General features: G+C 42.3%; 15 protein-coding genes. 3 read left to right on the top strand and 12 right to left on the bottom strand.

Annotated features, from left to right (window positions below; translation table 11 throughout):
* Positions 1 to 209: 209 nt before the first annotated feature.
* A complete protein-coding gene (locus HZB59_11250; GenBank protein MBI5022001.1) occupies positions 210 to 626 on the bottom strand; it encodes a hypothetical protein in 417 nt (138 codons plus the stop codon).
* Positions 623 to 1,288 carry a DUF4013 domain-containing protein gene (locus tag HZB59_11255; GenBank protein ID MBI5022002.1) on the bottom strand — a complete coding sequence of 222 codons (666 nt, stop codon included), beginning with the start codon at positions 1,286 to 1,288 and terminating at the stop codon, positions 623 to 625. The genes HZB59_11250 and HZB59_11255 overlap by 4 nt, the downstream gene beginning before the upstream one ends.
* Before the next feature lie 297 nt (positions 1,289 to 1,585).
* Between HZB59_11255 and HZB59_11260 the strand changes: the two genes are divergently transcribed.
* The 3 genes from HZB59_11260 (at position 1,586) to HZB59_11270 (ending at position 13,111) form a co-directional block, all read left to right on the top strand.
* Positions 1,586 to 6,832, top strand: coding sequence for a right-handed parallel beta-helix repeat-containing protein (locus HZB59_11260; GenBank protein MBI5022003.1), 5,247 nt, complete (start codon positions 1,586 to 1,588; stop codon positions 6,830 to 6,832).
* Positions 6,833 to 6,886: 54 nt separating this feature from the next.
* Positions 6,887 to 11,614 carry an Ig-like domain-containing protein gene (locus HZB59_11265; protein MBI5022004.1) on the top strand — a complete coding sequence of 1,576 codons (4,728 nt, stop codon included), beginning with the start codon at positions 6,887 to 6,889 and terminating at the stop codon, positions 11,612 to 11,614.
* 294 nt (positions 11,615 to 11,908) lie between these two features.
* On the top strand, positions 11,909 to 13,111 hold the full coding sequence (locus tag HZB59_11270; GenBank protein ID MBI5022005.1) for a hypothetical protein: 1,203 nt from the start codon (positions 11,909 to 11,911) through the stop codon (positions 13,109 to 13,111).
* A gap of 31 nt (positions 13,112 to 13,142) precedes the next feature.
* On the opposite strand, the gene HZB59_11275 is transcribed toward HZB59_11270, so the two are convergent.
* The 10 genes from HZB59_11275 to HZB59_11320 all read right to left on the bottom strand — a co-directional run bounded on the left by HZB59_11275 (position 13,143) and on the right by HZB59_11320 (position 23,848).
* Positions 13,143 to 15,479: a xanthine dehydrogenase family protein molybdopterin-binding subunit gene (locus HZB59_11275; GenBank protein ID MBI5022006.1), complete on the bottom strand. Its 2,337-nt coding sequence runs from the start codon at positions 15,477 to 15,479 to the stop codon at positions 13,143 to 13,145.
* A 96-nt stretch (positions 15,480 to 15,575) separates the two neighbouring features.
* A complete protein-coding gene (locus tag HZB59_11280) occupies positions 15,576 to 16,031 on the bottom strand; it encodes a (2Fe-2S)-binding protein (GenBank protein MBI5022007.1) in 456 nt (151 codons plus the stop codon).
* Between the two features lie 10 nt (positions 16,032 to 16,041).
* Positions 16,042 to 16,929, bottom strand: coding sequence for a xanthine dehydrogenase family protein subunit M (locus HZB59_11285; GenBank protein ID MBI5022008.1), 888 nt, complete (start codon positions 16,927 to 16,929; stop codon positions 16,042 to 16,044).
* Between the two features lie 19 nt (positions 16,930 to 16,948).
* Complete coding sequence (locus HZB59_11290) at positions 16,949 to 17,776, bottom strand: cyclase family protein (GenBank protein ID MBI5022009.1); 828 nt, start codon at positions 17,774 to 17,776, stop codon at positions 16,949 to 16,951.
* Between the two features lie 4 nt (positions 17,777 to 17,780).
* The gene (locus HZB59_11295) at positions 17,781 to 19,190 is read right to left on the bottom strand and encodes a DUF1116 domain-containing protein (GenBank protein ID MBI5022010.1); all 1,410 of its coding nucleotides are present in this window, start codon (positions 19,188 to 19,190) and stop codon (positions 17,781 to 17,783) included.
* 1 nt (position 19,191) lies between these two features.
* Positions 19,192 to 20,757, bottom strand: a complete 1,566-nt coding sequence (gene fdrA / locus HZB59_11300; GenBank protein ID MBI5022011.1) for an acyl-CoA synthetase FdrA — start codon at positions 20,755 to 20,757, stop codon at positions 19,192 to 19,194.
* Positions 20,754 to 21,578 (bottom strand): DUF2877 domain-containing protein, encoded by an 825-nt coding sequence (locus tag HZB59_11305; GenBank protein ID MBI5022012.1) that lies wholly within the window; start codon positions 21,576 to 21,578, stop codon positions 20,754 to 20,756. Before HZB59_11305 ends, fdrA begins: the two co-directional genes overlap by 4 nt.
* Positions 21,575 to 21,922: an OB-fold domain-containing protein gene (locus HZB59_11310; GenBank protein MBI5022013.1), complete on the bottom strand. Its 348-nt coding sequence runs from the start codon at positions 21,920 to 21,922 to the stop codon at positions 21,575 to 21,577. Before HZB59_11310 ends, HZB59_11305 begins: the two co-directional genes overlap by 4 nt.
* 2 nt (positions 21,923 to 21,924) lie before the next feature.
* A complete protein-coding gene (locus HZB59_11315) occupies positions 21,925 to 23,100 on the bottom strand; it encodes an acetyl-CoA acetyltransferase (protein MBI5022014.1) in 1,176 nt (391 codons plus the stop codon).
* A gap of 1 nt (position 23,101) precedes the next feature.
* Complete coding sequence (locus HZB59_11320; protein ID MBI5022015.1) at positions 23,102 to 23,848, bottom strand: hypothetical protein; 747 nt, start codon at positions 23,846 to 23,848, stop codon at positions 23,102 to 23,104.
* Positions 23,849 to 23,912 lie beyond the last annotated feature (64 nt).

Consider the following 23,912-nt stretch of genomic DNA (forward strand, 5'->3'; position numbering starts at 1 on the left):
CCAAGATGTTTTGGATTTAGATGTTAGAATTTGACCCAAGGGAGTACCTTTGGTATTTAGAATTTAGGTTTTAGGATTTAGAAGTTAAGACAAATATACGAAAATGGTAGGGAAGAAGAAAAGCTAAGAGCCGAGAGCAGAGAGCAAGGAGTTATCAGTGCGTCGGAAAATGACACGGAAAATATTTTTTATTTTTTCCTTATGCATTTTTAATTGTTCTGCGCACCTTCTTTGATCCAGGTTTTAAGTCCTTTTATTTGATTAGCATTAAGCGGTGGTCTGTCTAACGGCATTCGGGGTACGCCGGGGTCTCGGCCTTCGATTGCCCAGATAAGCCGGCTTTCTTCCGGAAAGCGGGGAGAGATTATTCCAATTTTTTCGCGGGCATCGAGCCAAGTTTCTAAACTAACCCCCGCAGCGGGATTATCGCCCGCGTGACATCCGCCGGGAATCGCACACGCGTTGAGAAAGAGCGGTTCAACATGTGCGTGGTAACTCACATTTGAATCGGGGAAAACTATTTTACTTAATTCATCTCCAGTAATTTCATCTTTGCAATTCCATGATTGCCAGATCATAAATACATTGAATGAGATGAATAGTAATATTTTCAAAAATTCTTTCATATCAATTGTGCTTTCTTAAAATCTCTGCCGATTTGACCGTACATGTGGAATCTTATTATCTGAACAAAAAATGTGGTAAAGAAAATTCCTATTATGAAGAAAAGAATTCCGACTACAGCTAAAAGATCAAAAACCATAGTCAATACAGATACAACCAAAATATCTTCCCATCTGATTTTGAACAATTTTATTACCTGTCCGATGTTCAATGCATCGCGCATACTTTCTTTATTCGAAAAAAGAATTGTTATAGAGGGCTGAAGTAAATAAATAAAAATTGAATATGGAACAACTGTTAAAATAATAAACATTCCGAAAAGTCCGCTCTCGAAAAAATTTCCGGTGTGTGCATTCCAAATAGACATGATGATAAATAAAGCGAATGTAGGAATCAGTATAATTAATAATGGCAGATAATATATGATCATGACGGTAATATATTTTAAGCCCGTTAAAAATTTTATTCCGGGGTCTTTCCATTCAGGGAGCGGAATGGGATCATTATTGGAAACTTTTTGTAGCAGTTCTATATAATATCCATAAAGTACAGGGATAGGTAAAATAAATATAGAAAGGAGTGAAAATAGACATCCGATCAGGTATTTCATCACCCAATCGGGGTCTTTGAACGAAAATCTAAACGAATCGCTGATATCTACCATTTTTAAACAATTAAGATAAAATTCTTGTTTATTGAATTTAATCAATAAATATCTATCCGGCAAAACGTGATAGAACCGGGAGATGTTTATCTAAATGAAAAAATCGAGTCCGGCTCAAAAATCCTAGAATAAATTTCTTGACTTTTATTTTTGTAACTCCTATCTTTCTGTCAATATCTCACCTCTTCATTATTTCAGAGAGATATGTCTTATTAAGGAAAATCACAATCCATAATGGGTGCTTTGTTCTTTCGCGAAAACAAAATTTCATCAAAATAATATTATAGGAGATTCGCCATGAAACGATTTGCTATCATTATACTTGCAATTTTTTCTACGATTGCACTTTATGCTCAGACAAATGTTTCCGGTGTTGTATCGGGAACATGGAATTTAGCCGGAAGTCCATACACTGTTGTTGGTACAGTTACAATTAATAATGCGACGACTTTAACCATAGATTCAGGCGTTGTTGTCCGGTTCACAGGAGGACAATTGATGTATGTATGGGGAACAGTGAATGCCTCATATGTTACATTTACTTCTTCGAAAGACACAACGAGCGGCAATCCACAGAAAGGTGATTGGGGATATATCCAGGTTGGGACAGGAGCGACTGTTGGAAGTTTGAATATGAACAATTGCGTTATAAAATATGGAGGTACAGCATCACCTCAATATGCTGCAACAATTTATATCGAAAATGGAACGGCATCTCTCACTTCATGCGATATGAATAACTCAAAAAATTATGGAATCATCCTTTACACTAATGCGGTGGTTACATTAACCAATACAAATATTTCCAACTGTGGATGGCCCATTTCTTATAATGGTCCCGGTTCATTAGTTTTCAACGGGACAAATAATCTGGCGGGTAATAGCAATAACGGTATATATCTATATTTTAATAATAATTCGAATGCGCTCGTACTCGATACGATTGCTGTTCCGTATGTTTTTTATTCTCACCATACAGTAAATACCGGCGGCTCGCTACAAATAGCATCTACAAACATTCTGAAGTTTGTTGATGGTGCCTTTTTATATGTCGATGGAATTCTTAGTGCAATTGCCGGTCCCGGACAATCGATCTATTTTACAACTTATAGGAACGACAATCTTGGCGGTGATACGAATGGTGATGGGACTGCGTCTATTCCGAGTTCAAGTAATTGGTATGGCATTTATTTCAGAGATGCAAGTATTGACGCGTCTTGTGTTCTTCGGCGATGCAATATTACGTACGCGGGATATGGAAACTACGGTGGAATCAGTATGACAAATGCCAGCCCGACGATTGACTTATGTTCGATGGCAAACAATTATTATGGTGCGATGATGGATGGTGTCTCGAATCCTATCTTCACTAACAATACAATCGGTTCAAGTCAGATGACTCCGATAGCCATGTCGTTCTCCTGCAATCCGAATTTTGACAACAACACTTTTTCCTTCTCGGATAATACGTACGATGCAATCGGATTACTCGGCGGAACTCTGCCTGCGGACGCTGTGGTTCCGATTCGCTCGGTTACAGCGGTACCGAATGTAACTTATGTTCTTTTAGGAGATGTGATCGTACCGGCCGGTAGAACATTAACTATCCATAAAGGAGTTGTTTTGAAAGGAATTAATTATTGGAATCGGCTCGACATACAGGGGAAGATGATTGCGAACGGCACCGCCGACAGCATGATAACAATTACATCAATAAAAGATGATAATTTTGGCGGTGATACGAATAAAGACGGTACAACGACTTCACCCGACAGATACAATTGGGGTGGAATTTTATTTGAAACATCGAGCGATTCAACATCGGTGCTAAATTATTGCCGGATAAAATATGGAACGGTTCCTTCTTATGGTCAGGCGCAAATTGTGACTGTTGGTGCGCATCCTACAATTTCAAATTGTGAGATTAAAGATGTTGTCTACGGTTTAATCGCGTATCAAACATCGAGAGTTAAGATATCGAATACCACTATTATAAATTCACAATATACACCTATTGCGATGTCGGTTTCTGCAGATCCTGTTATGACCAATCTAACCTTCACTAACGTGGGCTGGAATGCAATCGGGCTCATAAGTGAAGTTGTCGGATTCAACGGAACAATAAAAAAACGGAATGTAGCCGGTTATACAAACATTACTTATGTATTACTTGGTGATTTAACAATCAACTCTGGGACAAATGTGAGCGTTGAGCCGGGAATTGTTATTAAGATGAATGATAACGTTGGTATCTGGGTAAACGGTGGTTTCCGTGCTAAAGGAACTATTGCTGAAGGAGAAATTATTTTCACAGGTATAAGAGATGATAATGTAGGAAATCCGTTTGATACAAACGGAGACGGGCAGGCAAGTGCGCCGGGTAGAGGGAATTGGTATACGATCCGTTTCCAATCGACAAGTGATGATGGTTATTGTTTGCTGGATAGTTGTCAGGTAAAATTCAGCGGCGGTAATTGGTGGGGTGCTGTTACCTACACAGACGCGAGCAGTATATTAAGAAATTCGACAATAATCAATTCTGCTTTTTATGGAATACGATGCGAAGGTGCATCTATCCCCACTGTTACAAATTTAAGCATCAGCAGTTGCGGATACGATCCTATTGCGATGTCTTTAATGTCGGATCCGGTTTTTACAAATATTTCATTTGCGGGTAATGGAAGTCAGGGAATAAGATTGTTAGAAGGCACATTATCTTCAAACGCGTATTTAAGAAAACGTGATGTTGCCGGCATAAGCAATATCGCCTACATCATTCAGGGACTAACTATTAGTGCGAATGCTGTTCTTACAATAGAACCGGGTGTTGTAATTAAGAATGTTCCAGACGGATGGAGCGGCATTTGGATAAATGGAGCACTTGTTGCAGAAGGGACAGAAACACAGAAAATTGTAATCACATCTCTCAGGGATGATTCGAAAGGTGGAGATACGAACAATGACGGCAATGTGAGTGCACCCAATCGTTGGGACTGGAAGGGTATGGTATTTTATAGTTCAGGACTTGATTCTCTAAACTCTCTTAAGAATTGTGAGATTCGTTATGGTGGTAGCGGATATGGCAGTATTTGGGAATGGGGCGAAGTACGTTTCTGGGGAAAAGGTATGGTAGATAGTTGTGCAATCGAACAAACCGCTTCAACAGGCATCGGTGCCTACGGAAGCGCGCAGCCGGTTGTATCTAATACACTCTTGAATAACGTATCGAATGATATTGTATCATTGAGTATGTTCGCAAATCCGACTTTTACCAATATCATTGCCTCGAACATAGGATATCGGACGATCGGAGTTATGCCCGAAACTTATTCGGTTACTGCGACAATCCCGAAGCGTAATCTTGCCGGTTTTACCAATATTACTTATCGTATTTTAGAATGGATTTCTGTTAATTCAGGAACTACTATTACAATTCCTGAAGGTGTTGTTTTTAAAGGAGGATATATTAGTGTAAACGGAGGATTAATATCGAATGGTACTCCATCGGCGCCAGTTGTTTTTACATCAGTTGCCGATGACCAATATGGAAATCCTAAAGATACAGAAACGAATGGTTTCCAATGGCCCTCTATCTGGGGTGGATATGCCAGAATTTATTTTTATGACATAAGTGTAGATGCTGAGTGCTCATTGCGGAACACCATACTTCGATATACGGAGACTGGTGTTTATATGAATCAAGCATCGCCTACAATAACGAATTGCAGGTTCGATAGAGATTACCGTGGTTTGCATATGAATGGATTATCGGAGCCCATTGTTGATAGCTGTGTGTTTCATAATCTTGACAACGCTCCAATTCTCACTTCAATTTTATCGTTTCCAAGTTCGGCTGTTGGGAACGTAATTTCTGGAACAACGTGGCGCGGGATTAGAATTCAGGACGAGACATTATCGCAGGATTTCACATTGGTTAAACGTCCGTTTGCCGGCTATACAAATATTCCGTATATCTTCGGCAGCTTCACTGTCGGTACAAGCGCAATATTAACCGTTGAACCGGGTGTAGTAATTAAATTTGAACCTTACGGAGTGATCTATGTTCGTAAAGGACTCATCGCCGAGGGTGGTTCAACAACCGATAGCACTATCGTGTTCACTTCGATTCGTGATGATTTCTATGGCGGTGATACGAATGCTGATTCAAATTGGACAGTTCCTGGATACGAAAACTGGTCTAGCATTCAATTCCTGAATGAAGCATTGGATCCCGAGTGCAGGATGAAACATTGCGTGGTCAGATATGGCGGTTATTACTGGAATGGCGCAGCAGGTGTTTATATAAACAGCGCCAGCCCAACAATAACTAATTGTTCATTCAGTATGAATAGAAATGGAATATATGTCTCCGGCGCTTCAAGCCCGGTAATCAATGATTGCGATATTTATCAATGTCCCGGGTATTATCTGCCGTATCCGCAAGGTTTCGGTGTGTATAATGCAGACAAAACCTTTAAAATTGACGCACGAAATAATTGGTGGGGCGATGATACAGGACCGTATCATGCAACATTAAATCCAGGAGGATTGGGAAGCGTTGTTTCGGACAGTGTTGAATTTGAGCCGTACACAAATCATGGTTCACTCCGTCCCAAGATGGGAGATGTTAGTTTGAATGGCAGCATACAAGCATTCGATGCGTCGATGATACTGAAGTTCCGTGCGGATTCTATCGGAAACCCACTAACGGTAACACAAAAAGGAGTGGCGGACGTCAGCGGCACCGGTGGTGTAACCGCGTACGATGCTTCTCTTATACTTCAATATGTGGTTGGACTTATCACCACATTCCCGGCGGAAGACAGTGGAAAAGTTTCGATTCCGAAACAACAACAAGTGTTTGCATCCTCCATCGAGATGGGAAATATTCAGGGTGAATTCGGAACAACTGTAGATGTACCAATCCGATTCAATAATGCTCAGCATCTTGCAAGTGCCGAGGTTGTGCTGAAGTACGATCCGGAAGTGTTCACGGTTAAAGATGCCAGTGTCACATCCGCGTTAGCTGATATGAATATCGCTACAAAATTTTCCAATGGCGAAGCACGGATCATTCTCGCTTCGGCAAAATATTTGGAAGTTAACGGCGATGCGATTATGCTGACTTTGGAAATCGGAAAGAATATAAGAGGCACAGTGAATTCATCAGTTGGTTTCGCAAGTGTTCTTCTGAATGAAGATGATTTCACTTCGCTTGCTTCATCGGGCAAATCATCAATCGTTGGCAAACCGATCAGTTATTCGCTCGAACAAAATTATCCGAATCCATTTAATCCGTCTACAAAAATTCATTATGAAATTCCTGACGACGGAGCAAATGTATCAATAAGTATTTATAATTCGCTTGGTGAGTTAATAAAAACACTCGCAATCGGTGTTCAAGACGCCGGCAGATACGATGCTGTATGGAACGGAACCAATGATGCTGGTGAAAGAGTTGGAAGCGGAATCTATTTCTACAGGTTAGTTGCATTCGGCACCAAAGAATTCACGAGCGTAAAGAAAATGCTCCTTGTGAAATGAGGATCAGGTGAAAATACACTTGCATACTCATAGAACTTTTGAAAGGAGTAAATTATGAAACGCATTATATGTTTTCTTGCAATTCTCTCCGCCGTGGTTTTTGTGACTGCGGCGGCAGAGCCGATCCGGCTCTCGATGAAAGATACCACGGTCGTCAGAGGTACATCATTCCTCTATCCGATTTCAGTCGATAGCGCTTTGACAGGATTAAATGTTACTTCGTATGAAGTTGACTTTAATTATGATGGCGGCGCATTCCAAATCGACAGCATTATTGTTGCGGGATCGTTAACCCAGAGTTGGGGATTACCGACTTATCATGATTACAAAACGCATCTAACAATCGCGGGTGCCGGAACTCAATCGCTGACAGGGACCGGAGTATTGCTTTATCTAAAGCTGACTGCAATTTCTTCTTCCGGCGCGTGGGGGTCCAGCTTCATCTTCTCCAGGGCGATGTTGAACGAAGGAAGTCCTTTAACAGAAACTAGAAGCGGAACAATTTGGATCTCAAATCCGCCTTATATCTCTGTCTATCCCGAGAATGCAACTTTAAGCGTTGCAGACCAACAACAATTCTATGCTTCATACGCAACAGCACCAATAACATGGACAACGACAGATCTGTCTGTTGCTACTATAGATGCGAATGGATTGCTGACAGGTGTTCATGCTGGATTTGTAAAAGTAGTTGCAAAGGATAATAATAATATCATCGATACATCGGGAGTTGTAGAAGTCCGGGCGTTTAAAATGATCATTCGCGATACTTCTATCTTGCAGGGGTATAATCTCAAGATTCCGATATATGTTACTGATTTAGGTCAGGTCGATGTCACATCGGGTCAATTCGTTATCACGTACAATCCGGACCTGATATCTTATCTTGAAACAGATCAGGCAGGTACATTATTGGAGGGATATACCACACCTTCAGTAAGACAAGTCTCAAACCGGTTAGAAATTTCATTTGCAGGATCAAACAGATTAAATGGAATTGGAACCCAAGTTTTGATCTATCTTAACTTCAAGGTTTCGATTCTTACCTATGGCTGGACCGGATTAAATATTTCGAATTTGCTGTTTAACGAAAATATTCTGGGAACGGTTAGAGACGGAAATCTATACGTCAACAATCGTACAGTTTTGGGAATAACTCCACAAACCGCCAATCTTCTCGTCGGTGATTCATTGCTATTTTCTGTGACAAGCGGTTCGCCCGTTTATCCATTACAGTGGCATGTTGCCGATCCGGCTAAAGGCACAATATCGAACACAGGTTTATTCCACGCAAATCAAAGTGGAAGTGTTGTTATTGACGTTGCCGATTCGGTGGGGAAGATAGGATTCTCACAAAACATCAACATATTCGATGTGAAATTATCGATACCCGATACGAACATGCTGTCGCGCGATTCTGTCATACTCCCGATCTACATAACGGAATATACACCCGGTATTACAGCCGCGCAGATGATTGTCAAATTCGATTCAACATTTTTTGAAAATCCGAGCGTAATAACGGCAGGGACACTCAGCGAGGGAAGCGAGGTTTATGGCGCTGCCAGACCTGAGACGCTATCAATAGCAACAGCAACACTTTCACCGATAACCGGTCCCGGAGTTTTGTGGAAAGTTAAATTTTACACACGGTATGGAGCGCCGAAATTATCAACATCAACATTGAGATTGGTTGGAGTTGTTTTCAATCAAGGTGTGCCGATACCTTTAATCGATAACAGCGACGTCTACATAAGGTGGGAGAAAGATGTAAGAGTAAATGAGATTCTGGAACCGGCGGGGATAATCAGCCGTGATACAGTAGTTACACCGATGGTACAGATTGCGAACGTTCGGAATGTTGAACAAACGGCTCTTTACCGATTTAGAATCGGATCTCTTTATGAAGACACGCTTACGGCAACGTTAGCACCGTGGGAAACGCGAACGATTACATTCGCGAAATCATGGACTGCTTCTCCATCAGGAACTCATGTGATTCGCTGCGATGCTTTTCTTGTTGGTGATCAGGATACTTCCAACAATACAGTAATCCGAAATCTCGCTGTGGTTCGCACGAGTGCAGATCCTATTATCCTCAGCATGACACCGAATTATGCGGGTAATAATGGCATACTGAGGGCTTATATACATGGGCATAATTTCCGATCAGGCGCGACTGTGAAATTAACCAAAGATGGATCACCCGATTATTTTGTCCATCATAATTACACAAAAGTCATCGATTCACAAAAGTTGATGGTGGTTTTTGATTTTCAGGATAATACTCTTGGTACCTGGAACGTAACCGTCATGAATCCCGATAGCGGAACTACGACTTTTTATGATGGATTCACGTTAGAAGCACCTCATAAAAGATTGTGGACAGACATTGTCGGTCCCGATCGTGTTCGTATAGGGAGAGAGCAAACATTTTCAGTTATCGTCGGGAATGTTGGAAATATAGATGCAGTAGGTGCTTTGCTCTTTATTCGCGGTCTTCCGAAGAACGTAATATTTACACCCGATTTCAGTTTTGCCCCCACACCTGAACCGGATGGAATCGATTGGAATAGTTCGTTAGGATGGATTGAATCTGAAACGGAAAGAATCATCCCGATTATGTTTCCGCTTTTACATGCGAATGAAACACGGCAAATCAATTTCAGGATAAAAATTCCGTGGGGTACACCACCATTCCATATTACCGCAGGAATAAATTCCTTGGACGGACATTTGTACACTGCCTCAAGCTTATCCGCTCAGATGGGTCAAAGTTTGATTGGTATTCAGGAAATAAATTGGGCTTGTGTTACTGCGGTGGGCGCGTTGATTGGAAATGTTGCCGGTGCGTTTATTCCGAACGATTGTATAAGTTTGGGTATCAATACATTTACTACCATCGCATCGTTAATTGCAGCAGATCAGGCAGACGGTTATTCGTATGTTCAAATGATGGCATCTACAGTAAAGGATGCTCTCTTCTGCGCGGGTTATGTTATGGGCGGACCGATTGCAACCGCGATCAAAGTAGCATCGATCATTACTGATTTAATTGCAAGCGGTGTTGATATCGGACAGAAATGTTGGCCCGACCCGACCAGCGATAAACCCGTTCAACCGGTCGCCGCGATGGATCCAAATCATAAATCGGGTCCGGGTGGTTACGATACCACGTATCACTGGACAACAACCGACCAACCGTTCACATATCTTGTTGAATTTGAGAACATAGCATCGGCAAGCGCCGAGGCGGAATCTATTTTTGTACGCGATACGCTTGATACAAATTTTGATTTAAATACCTTGCAGCTTCTAAGCTCAAGTCATCCGCAATTTTTAACTACGACTGTCGATTCAATTTCAAGATCGATCACATGGACGTTTGGTGGAATCATGCTTCCTCCAAATGTTAATCCTCCCGAAGGGCAGGGTTGGGCAATCTTCAGTATTATGCCAAAGCCCAATTTAGCGTCCGGAACACAGATTAAAAATTCTGCAAGCATTGTCTTCGATTATAATCCACCCATTGTAACGAATCTTTATATCAATACGGTCGATTCTGCTAAACCTGAAAGTCATGTGCTGCTGCTTCCCGACACAACTCATACCGGTGAATTTGTTGTCAGTTGGAGTGGTCAAGATGATTCGCTCGGTTCCGGTATTCGCGGATACGATATATATGTAAAGTATGATTCAGGTTCTTATACTAAATGGTTAACCGAGACCAAAGATACCTCGGCAGTCTTCTTAGGTGATAACGAAAGAATTCATTCGTTCTACAGTGTCGCAATTGATAATGCCGGACTGCGTGAGGATGAACCTTTATCTCCGGATGCAGTAACCTGGGTCGATGGTATAGCATCACCTGTCTATTTAAAACTTACATCTGGGTCTGCCACAAGTAATCCGCGACCGACGTTCACGTGGACTCCGACTGCAGGGAAATTGGGTCATTATGTTTTCGAATATGCTTCCGATAGTTTGTTCACATTAAATGTTCACTCCATCGGTTCAATTCCTGAGACAACATATACCATGACCGATTCACTTATCGACGGAATATATTGGTGGAGAGTTGAGGGAGTGAGCAGATCCGGAAGCCATAGCGGTTTCCGTACACCAATTAAGTTCACGATAGACACACAACCACCTGATATGCCTTTGTTGCTGTCGATTCTTGATGGTGCAATAATTAAAGTTGCCAATCCTTCGTTCAGTTGGACAAGTGTAACCGAACCGGGAGTGAAATATTTCTGGGAATGTGCGTTCGATACATTGTTCGATTCTGTTAGAGCGGCATATTATTCAAGCGATACTATGATGACGGTACCTGTGAGCATGTCGCTTAACAGGGGAACATATTACTGGCATGTTCGCGCTGTTGATCCTGCAATGAACAAAAGTTCTTATCAAACAAAACCATTCATGTTCTACATCGACTCTACATTTGTTGGTGTGAAGGAGGATGAACCAGTACCTGAAAAATTCAGTCTTCAACAGAATTATCCGAATCCATTCAATCCTATAACCAAGATTGAATATGGACTTCCGGCAGAAAGCCACATACGGCTCAAAATCTACGACATTTTGGGAAGGGAAGTAATTACGTTGGTAGACGATATTCAATCGGCAGGATATAGAACTATTGAATGGAAATCGAATAATAGCTCGGGCATGAATGTCGCAAGCGGAATTTACTTCTACAGGATCGATGCAACCAGCATCTCAAATCCGAAAGATACTTTTACAGGTGTTAAAAAGTTGATGTTGCTAAGATAGTATTAATTCTATTATAACTTATTCTGCTAATTTAGAACTCCGGTTTTTCTCACGAGGAAATCGGAGTTCTAAATTAGTTATTTTTGTTGGGATGACGGGGTGTGTGTTCACTTTAAATGATTTTCGATGAAAATATAAATTTCTCGTTGACATTAAATTTATAATTGCCTAACTTCCATGAGAGAAATGATAGTATTCCCCTTCGAAGATGTTGTCGATCATACAAATTAATAAGTAAAGTTTTTATTGAACAAATTTGTTAGTGCTGATATTTTAACTAATGTGAGGTATACGATGTACAAAGATCTCAGCCAATGGGATATTCAAATGGATAGAATATTTGAATATCTTCTGATTTTCTATAAAATATTTCGTGTGCAAATGTTATCCCAAGGACGAATTAATCGATTTTACTACCCTACCATAATCGTATTATTATCTTGGCTTTCCTTTCTCACATTAAGTTGTAATTCTAATCCTCAAATTGTAAGTCCACCATTGCCACCCCAACCACCTACACAGATAAACACGTGGGATTTTGTTGGGCTTTCAGGGATAGATGACATTTCGTCGATTGTTGTTGTGCCACAAAAGCCTTGGATAATATTTGTTGGTATCGGGAGCGATTTTAGTGGTGGTACGGTGGGTAAAATAATAAAATCCACCGACTGGGGAGGTACATGGAAAAAAGTAACAGATAGCATCTCAGTCGGTAAAATAATATTAGATCCCCAAAACGAGAATATACTTTATGCCAGTCTTGGACCATTAAATGATTGTATCCCTGGGGTAATTAAATCTACCGATATGGGAGATTCGTGGTTTAGAATAGATAAAATGATGGACCTAGACTGGGAAATGGGGGCCGGCATAACGATTGACCCCACAAACAGCAATGTTTTATATACAAGCATTTCCGGTTATTTCGGAGGCGGGCTGCTAAAATCTGTAGATGCCGGTAATACATGGTTTATGCTACCGCCTAAGTGGGAAGGGAGTTTTCCACCGCTCGCAGATGGGGTAACGGCATTCGCAATCGATCCAAAAAATTCGAATGAACTTTATTTAGGAATGAACTGGACCGGTTATTTAATGAAATCATATAATGGGGGAGATACCTTCAACGTTATCCGTGATTCTGCCTTGGGCCTACCTGTATGCTTGCTTGTCAACCCATATCGTACCAATGTTGTATACCTTGGATGCGTGGAGGGCGGCTTTCAACGTAGCACGGATCATGGAATCTCATGGCACTGGATGGGATTTATCAATGCTTATAAATTTATAATGTATAAGGATTCGATGCTCTTCCTCTGTGATAATGGGGGAGTACATATATCAACTAATGATGGAGTTAACTGGAGACGTATCGGCATCGGTACTGCTATTGATCAGGTATTGGCACTTGGCATTGATAAAAGGAATAAATTCCTTTATGCCGCGAATAATAGCCTGTCATCATCTGCCGGACTATACCGATATAAGATTAACAATTAGGGTTTTTTATTTGCTTAGAATGGATGGATAATTATTTATTTATCAACGCCAACGCTATTTTTTCAGCAGTGATAGGCATCGATTTGATTCTGATTCCAAGAGCATCATCAACAGCGTTTGCAATCATCGGTGCGCAGGGTATCATAGTGTGTTCACCAACTCCCCGTGCACCGGATGGTCCATCGGGTTGAGGTACTTCTATGATAATCGGAACTATCTCATCTGGAATATCCATCGATGTTGGAATTTTATAATCAGTGAAGTTTGCGTTTACAAGTTTACCTTTCTCATTGAATCGCATATCCTCATAAAGGACAGTAGCAATTCCTTGCAGTAAGCCACCCGTGATTTGTCCGTTGATTAAATCGGGGTTGAGCGCTTTGCCAACATCAACTGCAAGAACCACTTTAGGAATTTTCACTTTGCCTGTTTGTTTATCAACTTCAATTTTAACTGCGCTTGCGCCAACTGTGTAATGAACGTTTGGATGACCGCCCTGACTTGTTTCAGGGTCGCTCAATGCAGAGGTAAACTCCGGCATGAACATTCCACGTCCTAAGATCGGTCCGCCACGGTACGAGCCGTCCGGTTTCTGAATTCCTGCAATAATAAAATCACGAAGTTTCAAAGAGAAATTTTTATCTGTTTTTGATTTTACAGATTCATCTTCAAGGTAAAGTGATTTTCGATCTTTGCCGAGTGCCCGCTCAACAATGTCAAAAATTTGTTCACGCGCATCTATAGCTGCGCTTTCGACTGCTCGTCCGCATCCCCAGGTAACATGCGAGCCGACTGTTTGCCATTCATATGGATTGCGATCAGTGTCGGGTGTTTCAACCCGTATCTTTTCCGGCGGCACAGTTAGAACTTCAGCCGCGATTTGTGCCATGACCGTCAATAAACCCTGACCTATTTCCATCCCCGATATGAGAATGTTGATGCTTCCGTCTTCATTGAATTTCAAAAACGCAGAGGAGGAAGCGTTGGGTGGCATCGCGGGCGCTTTCCAGAATAATGCAATTCCTTTACCAATTGCTTTGTTCGGATCGCTCGATGTTTCTTTATTGCCCCATTCGATTTCTTTTTCAACTTTGTCGATTGCTTCAAGTAAACCGTTCGCGTTCATCTTGCCACCGTAGTTGAGAATGTCACCTTCGCGGATTGCATTCTTACGACGAAGTTGTATCGGATCGATCTTCATTTTCTTTGCAATTTCATTTAGATGAGATTCAAGCCCGAATAAAAATTCGGAATACCCGAATCCGCGGTATGGTCCACCAGGTGGAAGATTGGTATAGATGCAAACAGAATCGATGTTGACATTTGGAATATTGTATGGACCTGAAGCAGAAAGTCCGGCAGCGTTGACAACATTTGCGCCGTACTCGACATAGGCGCCTGCGTCCCAATTTAAAATATTATCCATTGCGATGATGGTGCCGTCTTTTTTCAATCCAACTTTTATTCTCGCGGTTAATCCCTGCCGCTGATATGTGTTGTAAAATTCTTGTGCACGTGACCAGAGGACTTTCACTGGTCTGCCTTTAACAGCAGTAGCTAATGCGGCGCCAAGAATTTCCATCGAGACGCCGGCTTTTCCACCGAATCCGCCGCCAATAAACGGCGTTATAACCCGAATATCTTTATGCGATAATCCAAGTGGTGCAAGCGCTTCTGCAAAAAGATTCCGTTGCGTGTATGGAGATTGCGAAGCCGTCCAAACCGTCAGTCGGTCTGAATTATCGTACAAACCAACCGCGCCGTGGAGTTCAATTGCACAGTGGGCATAACGTGGAACCGTATATGTATCTTCAAAAATAAAATCTGCTTCTTTGAAAGCTTTCCCGACATCACCTTTTCTGACTTTTCTAAGATGTGCAATATTCGTGTCGCTTTTGGGGAAGAACCACGGGACGTGTTTATAATGTCGTAGTTCAGGGTGGATGAGGTTTGTATCTTTAGCAAGTGCCTGCTCGACGTTGAGAATTGCCGGAAGTTCAGTGTAATCCACTTTCACTAACTTTGCCGCTTTCAATGCACTTGCTGCATCTCTCGCTATCACCGCACCGATCTGTTCTCCGACAAATCTTACTCTATCTTGAGCAAAGATGAATCGATCATGCATGTAAAGTCCGAACCGGAACGGGAAATCTTTCCCTGTAACAATCTTTACAACTCCGGGAATATTCTCAGCTTCACTCGTGTCAATTTTGTTGATGAGGGCATGTGCGAACTTGCTTTCGACAATCGCCGCGTAGAGAAGATCGGGACCAAAATCGAGATCGTCGATGAATTCAGCCGCGCCTGTAACTTTCGCTTTGCCATCTATTCTGACTGTTGATTTACCTATATATTTATTTTCTGTCATAAACCTTTAATCCTATAATATCTCTTTGTCATGCTGAACGAAAGTGAAGCATCTTTTGTTGTCAGATTCCTCACTCCGTTCGGAATGACATAACCCTTATTTAGTGATCGCTTCGATTGCTTCGATGATGGGAGTGTAACCCGTGCACCTGCATAAATTGCCGGATAGGGCTTCCTGAATTTCTTCTTTGTTCGGTTTTTGATTCTCTGCGAGAAGTTCTGTCGCGGACAGAATCATCCCCGGCGCGCAGAAGCCGCACTGAAACGAATTATGCTCGATGAACGATTTCTGAAGCGACGTCAATCCGCTATCCATAAGTCCTTCAAGAGTAACCACTTCCTGCCCGTCGACTTCGATACCAAGCACGAGACAACTGCGAACGGTTTTGCCATTGATCATAACCGTGCACGTGCCGCAATCTCCATTATCGCATCCGCACTTCGGACTTTTTACACCGATCTTATCCCGAAGTACTTCAAGAAGAACTTCGTTGGGATTGACCTCGAGTGCAATTGTTTCGCTGTTTAAATTAAATTTGATTTCTTGTCTCATCGTCATTTCCTTATATCACACTCGTTCCATATTTCGGACTTTTACCGGTCAACCTGCTGATCGTGGCATTCAATCCTCGCTCGAACATCACTTTTGCCATGTGCATTCGATACTCTTTTGTCGCACGCACATCGGTAATCGGTTTGATCTCTTCCTCGATTAACTGATTTGCTTTTTCGATTAAGGTAGGAGTAATTGCTTGTCCGTTTAAAAGTTTCTCAACTTTTCTTGCTCGCACCGGGACAGGTGCCACCGCACCGAATGAAATCCTGAATGTTCCATCAGCCATTGCGAGTATAAGCAAATTCACCTGCGCGAGATCTTCGCCTGTATATCTGCCAAGCTTTACCCAGCATCCGGCATGTTTCACTTTTGGAAACAGTAACGAAATGCCGGAGACAAGTTCGCCTTTTTGCAGAGAAGTCTTACGCGGAGCAATGAACCATTCGGCAGCGGGAATATTGCGCGTGCCTTTTTGTCCCACCACTTGCACGGTTGCATCGTATGCCATGAGTAATGGACCGCTATCCATGCAAGGAACTGCTGAGCAAATATTGCCGACAACAGTTGCTCTGTTCCGAATTCCGACTGATGCAACTGTTTTGGATATCTCAAAGATTACCGGATATTTTTCTTTAATGATTTTCGATTCGATCAAATCTGAAAACGTAACACCTGCCCCGATGAAAAGTGAATCATTTTCAAATTTGATCTGATTAAGTTCGTCAAGCCCTTTGATATCAACTACCACTTCGGGTTGAACAACATTTTCTTTTATGAGATCAATGAGATCGGTGCCGCCTGCAAGTATCGCCGTGTTCTTTGATTTTGCAAGAACCGTTAACGCCTCGCCTATGTTTTTTGGTTTTAGATAATCGAATTTATGAATTATGGGCACTTTAAATTCTCCAAAAAAATTATTTTCCATTCGGTGGTAAAAATGCAACAATACGGCACATTGCCGATTCTAACTCGATGCCTCTCAATGGGAAGCATCCTATCCAACAGCGTTTGTTGCCGAGCTTATTGATATCGCCGCCGAGGTTTTCGGCATGCACCAATTTCTTTGGGAACAGTTTCAAGTGCATAACCTGATAATATTCATCTTGCGGGAACATTTCGTCCCACGAATTCACGTCGTACTTTCGCTTCAGTTTCGCTTCGGCTTCTGTAAATCGAGCGGGATGCCATTGACGAATGATGGTGTTCATCGGATGATCTGCACTTCCGCAATCGACACCGATCCATTTTATTTTCATTTCAAGCGCCCATTTGTGGAAACCGGGTCCTGGTCCTGGGTGTTTTACAAAATATCGAATCTCATCAGAACCTTTCTGATCCCAAGCGTAACGGTTGTAACCGGTATTGATTAGGAGTATGTCGCCTTTTTTTATTTCAACTTTCTTCATCAGCATTTCGGGAGTGTATAAATCGTAATCGCCGACCTCTTTCGATATATCAACTACAACACCCTGACCAATCCACTCTTTCATCGGAACATTCCCGATTGACCGACCTGAAGCATGGAAATGAATCTCGCCATCCATGTGTGTGCCGACATGATTACTCGTGTGAATAATTTGTCCGTTCGCTCCTTGCCCCATATGTGCGCCTGCGATTCGCTTGAAGTATTGAATACCAAACGGCATATAACTGGGCCACGGCGGCGTGTGAATGCTGAGCCGTTGTGTGAGATCGTAAACTTTCAGTCCATCCATGAAATTAAGAAATTCTTGTGTCTTCATTTTATTACTCCTTATGAGAATTAATTTTATTGGCTAATCCGATTACTGCTTTTACAAACGGTTCCGCGGGTGCGCTCAAAACTCCAGCGCCGATTTGCCCGACGCCTGCATTTTTATGGGCGACGCCTGTATCAATAAACGGAAGAATATTCTTTTCCACAACTTTTATAACATCAATCCCAGTAGGCGTGCCGCGGAAATTGAGATAGGGGATTTTGTAAATGTTATTTTCCGTTTCGGTGATCTCGTACATTTTAAGCGTGTAATTGATCGCATCTTTCGTTGAGCCACCAACAAACTGTACAATTGCTGGTGATGCAGCGATTGCAAATCCACCCAAACCATTTGTTTCGGTAATAGAGCTATCGCCAATATCGGGATTTGCATCCTCTTTTGTGAAGCCCGTGAAGAAAAGTGCATCCGGAATTGGTGATGTACCTGTAAACCATTGATCTCCTGTTCCTGAAACCTGGACACCGAACTCTGTTCCATTTCTCGCCATTGCGACGGCAATACTTGAATGTTCAATGTTGCGAGCAGCGTCAAGCGAAATTTTCGATGCGCCCATCGAAAGATTGAGGAAGAAATGATCGTTTCGGTTGATGAACTCGAGAACGTTCGCAACAATTTCTTTGTCGTCTGTCGTTTGGATAACGGCAGGCGCAAGTGTTCGGTACAAAAGTGATGTCGCGGCTCTGTTCCTGTTATGAACTTCATCGCCCATCTGAAGCGCCTGCGCGATGATGTTTTTCAAATCGATCTTGCCGATTTTTTCGATCGCTTTTTTGAGTGAAGGATAAAGATTATTCTCCATCCAATTCAATCGCTCGATTACATCGGGAGAGAAAGCACCGTAGCGGAGAACCTTGCCTAAACCTTCGTTCATTGTGCAGAATGCTTTGTTGCCGTATTCTTCGTTTTGTAAGATGAACACCGGCATCGACGGAGAAACAATTCCCGCCATCGGTCCGACAGTTGAGTGCTCGTGGCAGGGTGAAAATTCTATTTGACCCGATGCGGTAACCTGCTCGGCTTTTTCCTGAGAGTCGGCGAGACCTTCGTAGATTAGTGCGCCAATCACCGCACCTCTCATTGGACCACACATTTTGTCCCACATAACCGGTGGACCGGCATGGAGGAGGAGATTTTCCTTCATACCGGGAATAACGTCAAGGGCTTTTCCCATGCCGATGATGAACGGTTTGCTGTTGAGGATTTTTTGAACCGCCTGGTTGTTCGCTGCTTCAATTTTATCCGTATTGGTTTTGATGATCGATATCGATTTGTCATCGGTGAAGAGCGGCGGTCGCCAATCGACGTGTACCGATTTCACATTTTGTCTGTCGAGCGTTTCTTTGAACGACTTGAGTCCGATGTTGACGACTTTGAGTTCGGATTGGAAAAGATTCGTCATATTAATTTCCCTTCCTGCTAACGATGTTGATTGCCAACCTGCTTGCTGCCGCGTTTGATTCCATTACTTTCACATCTTCCGCTTCGAGCGCAGTGACAACTGCGGTTCGGTTTTGCGGATCTTTGTCGGTGCCGGTTGCAGAGCAAACTATCGGCAGATATCGCTTTTGCTGTGTGGTAATTTTCTTCACTTCTTTGATCACCGGAATAATCTCTGCCAGCGGATTCATGTTCGAACCGTAACCGAGAACAATATCGAGCAGAATGACTGCCGTTTCAGGATCGCCCGCTTCAGCGAGAATCCGTTTGTTCCTTGTCGAGTAGTCGATCATCGGGTGCGGTTTGCCGACGGTGAATTCATCGTCGCCTAAATCCAAAATCGTATGCTTATCGCTTTTCCACGAATCTTTTAATTTCTTGCTGCTGCCGAAAGGAATATTGGAATACACTTCGCTCAAAACATTTTGACAAAGCAACTGCGCCTCGTCGCAGAATGTTCCGCCGCTGTAAAGTGCGCGGAGATATTTCTGAGCAGGAGAGAGTTTTGTCGATTCTTCCTTTGCCATTTTGATGATTTCAGCTTCGCGTTTTTTCAACACATCAGTAACGGCGGAAGCATTTTCTTTTTTCGAGTAACCGACCGAAAGAGAAGCTGCTTCTTCAAGTGTAAGCGCTTGATGAATATTACTTCCTTTGAAAAGTTCCTGAGTTGCACCGAGGAATATACCGACGATCGGTTTTTTAATTCCATGTGCGACTGAAATGATTTTTTCCACAACTTCCGTTGCGGGCGGTTTTGAAACGAGGAGAATTACATTCGTTGCCGGATCGTTGGCAAGTGCTTTCATTCCTTCGATGAACATGATGCCGCCGATTTCCTTTTTCACGTCGCGTCCACCTGTACCGATTGCCTGAGAAATACCACAACCCGCATTCGAGATTAAACAGCTTACTTCCTGCAATCCCGTTCCAGACGCGGCAACAATTCCGATGTTTCCACGGTTGACAACGTTCGCGAACGCAAGTGGTACGCCGTTGATGATTGCCGTTCCACAATCAGGTCCCATCACGAATAGATTTTTATCGCGGGCATATTTTTTCAATTCGATCTCTTTTTCCAGAGAAACGTTATCCGAAAAAAGCATCACGTGAAGTCCACGTTGCAATGACTGCATTGCCACGTCGCCCGCATATCTTCCGGCAACAGAGATCATCGCCAGATTCGCATCCGGTAAAACATTCAACGCTCCGTCGATGCTTTGCGGTGCAAAATTTTCACCGTCATCCGATTTTTTTGTCGCTTTGAAAATCTCATCGATCATGGAAAGAACATTTTTTGAATCAACACCCTCTTTAAGCTTGAGTGCAACGATGAGATCCATCTCTCCAGCCGGTTGAATGTCAGGTGTCATTAAGCCGGAAGAGGTGAGTATAGATTTGTTTTCTTTCGTCCCCATCACGGTGGCAGAATCAATTACTCCATCAAGCTCTGAAATTTGTTTCGCGATCAGCATGATGGAAATCGAGTCATAGTATTCGCCCTTTTTAATTATTCCAATTATGTTCATTGTATAAACCTTTTAATACCGATAAGAAAACCGACTGCCTGATCTGCCCCTGATGTTGCTCCTATTGTAAATAACATTCTCGTGTTTTGAATAATCTCATCTTCATTGCCATTTAGAAGGGAGTCGATCAATCGTTTAAACTTTTCTAGCAAAAAACCTTTTGCTGAGCATCTCAAAAATGCTGTTGTAAAATGATTTCCGCTTTCAACCGTTTCATATATCTGTTCGATGACATTTGAATTATCAGACGAATTAATCATGCTTCGTAGATTCAGTGCAATCAGAACTCCCGAAATAAAATCGTCGCCGCTTGGTGTGAGTCCGGGACCTAAACCCTTGAGCATTTTGATTCCGCTGAGAAAATCATCCGATAGAAATAATCGGACGGCATTCTCACACTGCTTGATGTATTCAATCTCGAACGATGATGTGAATTCCTTTTTTCTATTTTCATCAAGAAGGAACGCTAAACTTTTCGTGGGAGAGAATTCAATTAGAGTTGATTCAAAGAATCTTAAATTGCGACCCAACTTTTTTTCGTTGAAGTCAGATACATACAATTTAGAGTCGTATATTTTCAACTCGTCAAAACGAAACTTCTTTCCATTCAGATAAAAACTATCATTACCAACCTCCAAAGACGATACTGAATCGACCATAACTCCTTGCACAACAATGTTTAGCGGCCCCGATCCGACTTCTTTATTGACAACGAAAACAAAAGAATCATCGTAACAAAAATTTACCGCCGAAGTAAATTTCGAATGTAAAAAATATTTACCCCGGCGGATTTGATTACCGTGACTGACGATTTCTATCATGCCTGATAGAAAACCATTCCTAAGTGCTTGTTGTATGCCTCCTTGCGGACTACTTCTACTTTCCCCTCAACTTTCATTCCAATCTTTGGATTCTTGATGTTCAATTGTCCCATCATCCGGTGACCGCCATCTAACTCTACAACACCGAGCGCTAAAGTAACAACTTCATAATCTGATGGGGGATTGTAAAGAATAGTGAATGTTAGCAGCTTGCCTTTTTTCGGTAAAGGAACGATATCGAATTCGTTGTGATCGTTCTCCCCGCATTTTTTGCAGATTGTTTTGTAAGGATAATGAATCTCACCGCAGCGCTTGCATTTGTATGCATAAATGTTCAGTTCCATTTTCATTTCTCCTTAATAAAAGTAAGACAGACAACATTATTACCGAAGCCGCCGAAGTTACATGTGAATCCGATCTTTGCATTTTTCACTTGCCGCTTTTTAGCTTCGCCGCGCAATTGAAGAACAATCTCATGCGCCTGACCGACGCCTGTGGCACCAACTGGATGTCCTTTTGCTTTAAGTCCGCCGGACGGGTTGATAGGAATCTTTCCGCCGATTTTAGTTTCACCTTTTTCAAGCGCAATATGTCCTTCACCTTTTTTGAAGAAACCGACTTCTTCGCTTTCTGCAATTTCAAGAATAGTGAAAGCATCGTGCAGTTCCGCGACATCAACATCTTGCGGTTTTACTTTTGCCATCTCGAAAGATTGCCGTGCGGCTTCACGAACCGCTAATAAATCGGTTGGATCTTTTCGCTCATGAACAGCATGTGTATCAGTTGCTTGTCCGATGCCTGCAAGTCGAACCAAAGGTTTATTAATTTTTTTCATAACCTCTGCGCTGGCAAGAATCAAACAGGCGCCGCCGTCTGAGACGGGACACATATCATAGAATCTCAACGGATCAGCGACATACGGATTATTCGTGGATGCCTCTGGTGAATCGAGAATACCTTCGAGTGTAATTTCTTCATGCAGATGCGCATAGAAATTATCCATCGCGTTGTGATGATTTTTCACCGCGACCATTGCAAGATGCCGCGATGTAACACCATACTTATCCATGTACAATCGTGCGAACATTCCGGCAAGAGAGGGAAGAGTCACGCCGTAAATATATTCGGCAAGCGGGTGGGTGAGAGTTGCAACAAAATCTGTTGCTTCAAGTTGATTGACTTCTCTCATACGCTCGGCGCCAATCACCATTACAACATCGTGCATACCGGACGCAACAGCCATAAATCCTTCTTTGATTGCCGAGGCACCGGAGGCAGGACCGTTTTCAATTGTAACTGCACCAGCGGGTGTAAGACTCAAATGATCAACAACCGCGCTTGCCAAACCGGTTTGTGCATTTACTCTACCGCCTCCCATATTAGCAACGTAAAGCTGATCGATCTTTTTTAAACCGCTATCGCGGAGTGCCATTAAACCGGGGTAGGCGGCAATTTCAACGAGCGGATATTCAAGCCGTGTGAAACTTGTTATTCCAATACCGGCAACATAAACATCTCTCATATTATTTCCCTCCTAACTTATTTCTCATATCGATAAGAGAAGTGCCTGTGTTATCAAGCATGGAACGTGTAGCCGCTAATAAATCTTCAGGAGCTTTTGGAGGATCGGTTGGCGGAAGAATTGCCGCGTGTGCCTTCGCAAGTAATTTCTCCGGAACAGGACGACGGCCAACCACTAATGTGTTTCGCGCTCTATCAAATAATTCTTTCGTCAACGACCATGATGGACATCCACCAAGTTCATGGGGGATATGAAAACGTTTTTCAAGCTTGTATTCAATCATCCATCTTCTAAAACCAATGGGTGATTCCGCAACGATTAAAACTTCTTTCTGTTTCAGGATATCGATGTGATATTCCATTTTAGCAGCAAATGCGTGAGCACCAACTCGCAATCCACGTCGCATTGATAAAGTATGAAACGACATACCGATATCCGGATTGACTATTCTACCGTTTACAACGGCAACAATTTCACCATCGACTTGCGCGGCGAGAACATATTCATCTTGCACTCTGTATGTGTAGTAAGCAAGTAATTCGGCATATACTCTTGCAGCAACTATGTGATAATAATCCCTCTCGACGTGCATTAGTTTTTCAACATGGGGAAGGATATCTGGAATCTCATCGCGGTTGACTTGCCGTACCACCATTTCCTGACCATTTGATAGGGTCATATATTTTGCGGGAAATTCTGGCAATGCCATATCAACCGGGCGTAAGATTTTTTCCAAATCTATTGACATAAGAACCTCTTTGTTAATGATATTATTTCTTTATTAGGATATTCTTTTTAAAGTGAACAGACTA

The sequence above is a fragment of the Ignavibacteriales bacterium genome (assembly GCA_016214905.1).
In the GTDB taxonomy this organism is placed as follows: Bacteria; Bacteroidota; Ignavibacteria; order UBA10030; family SZUA-254; genus PNNN01.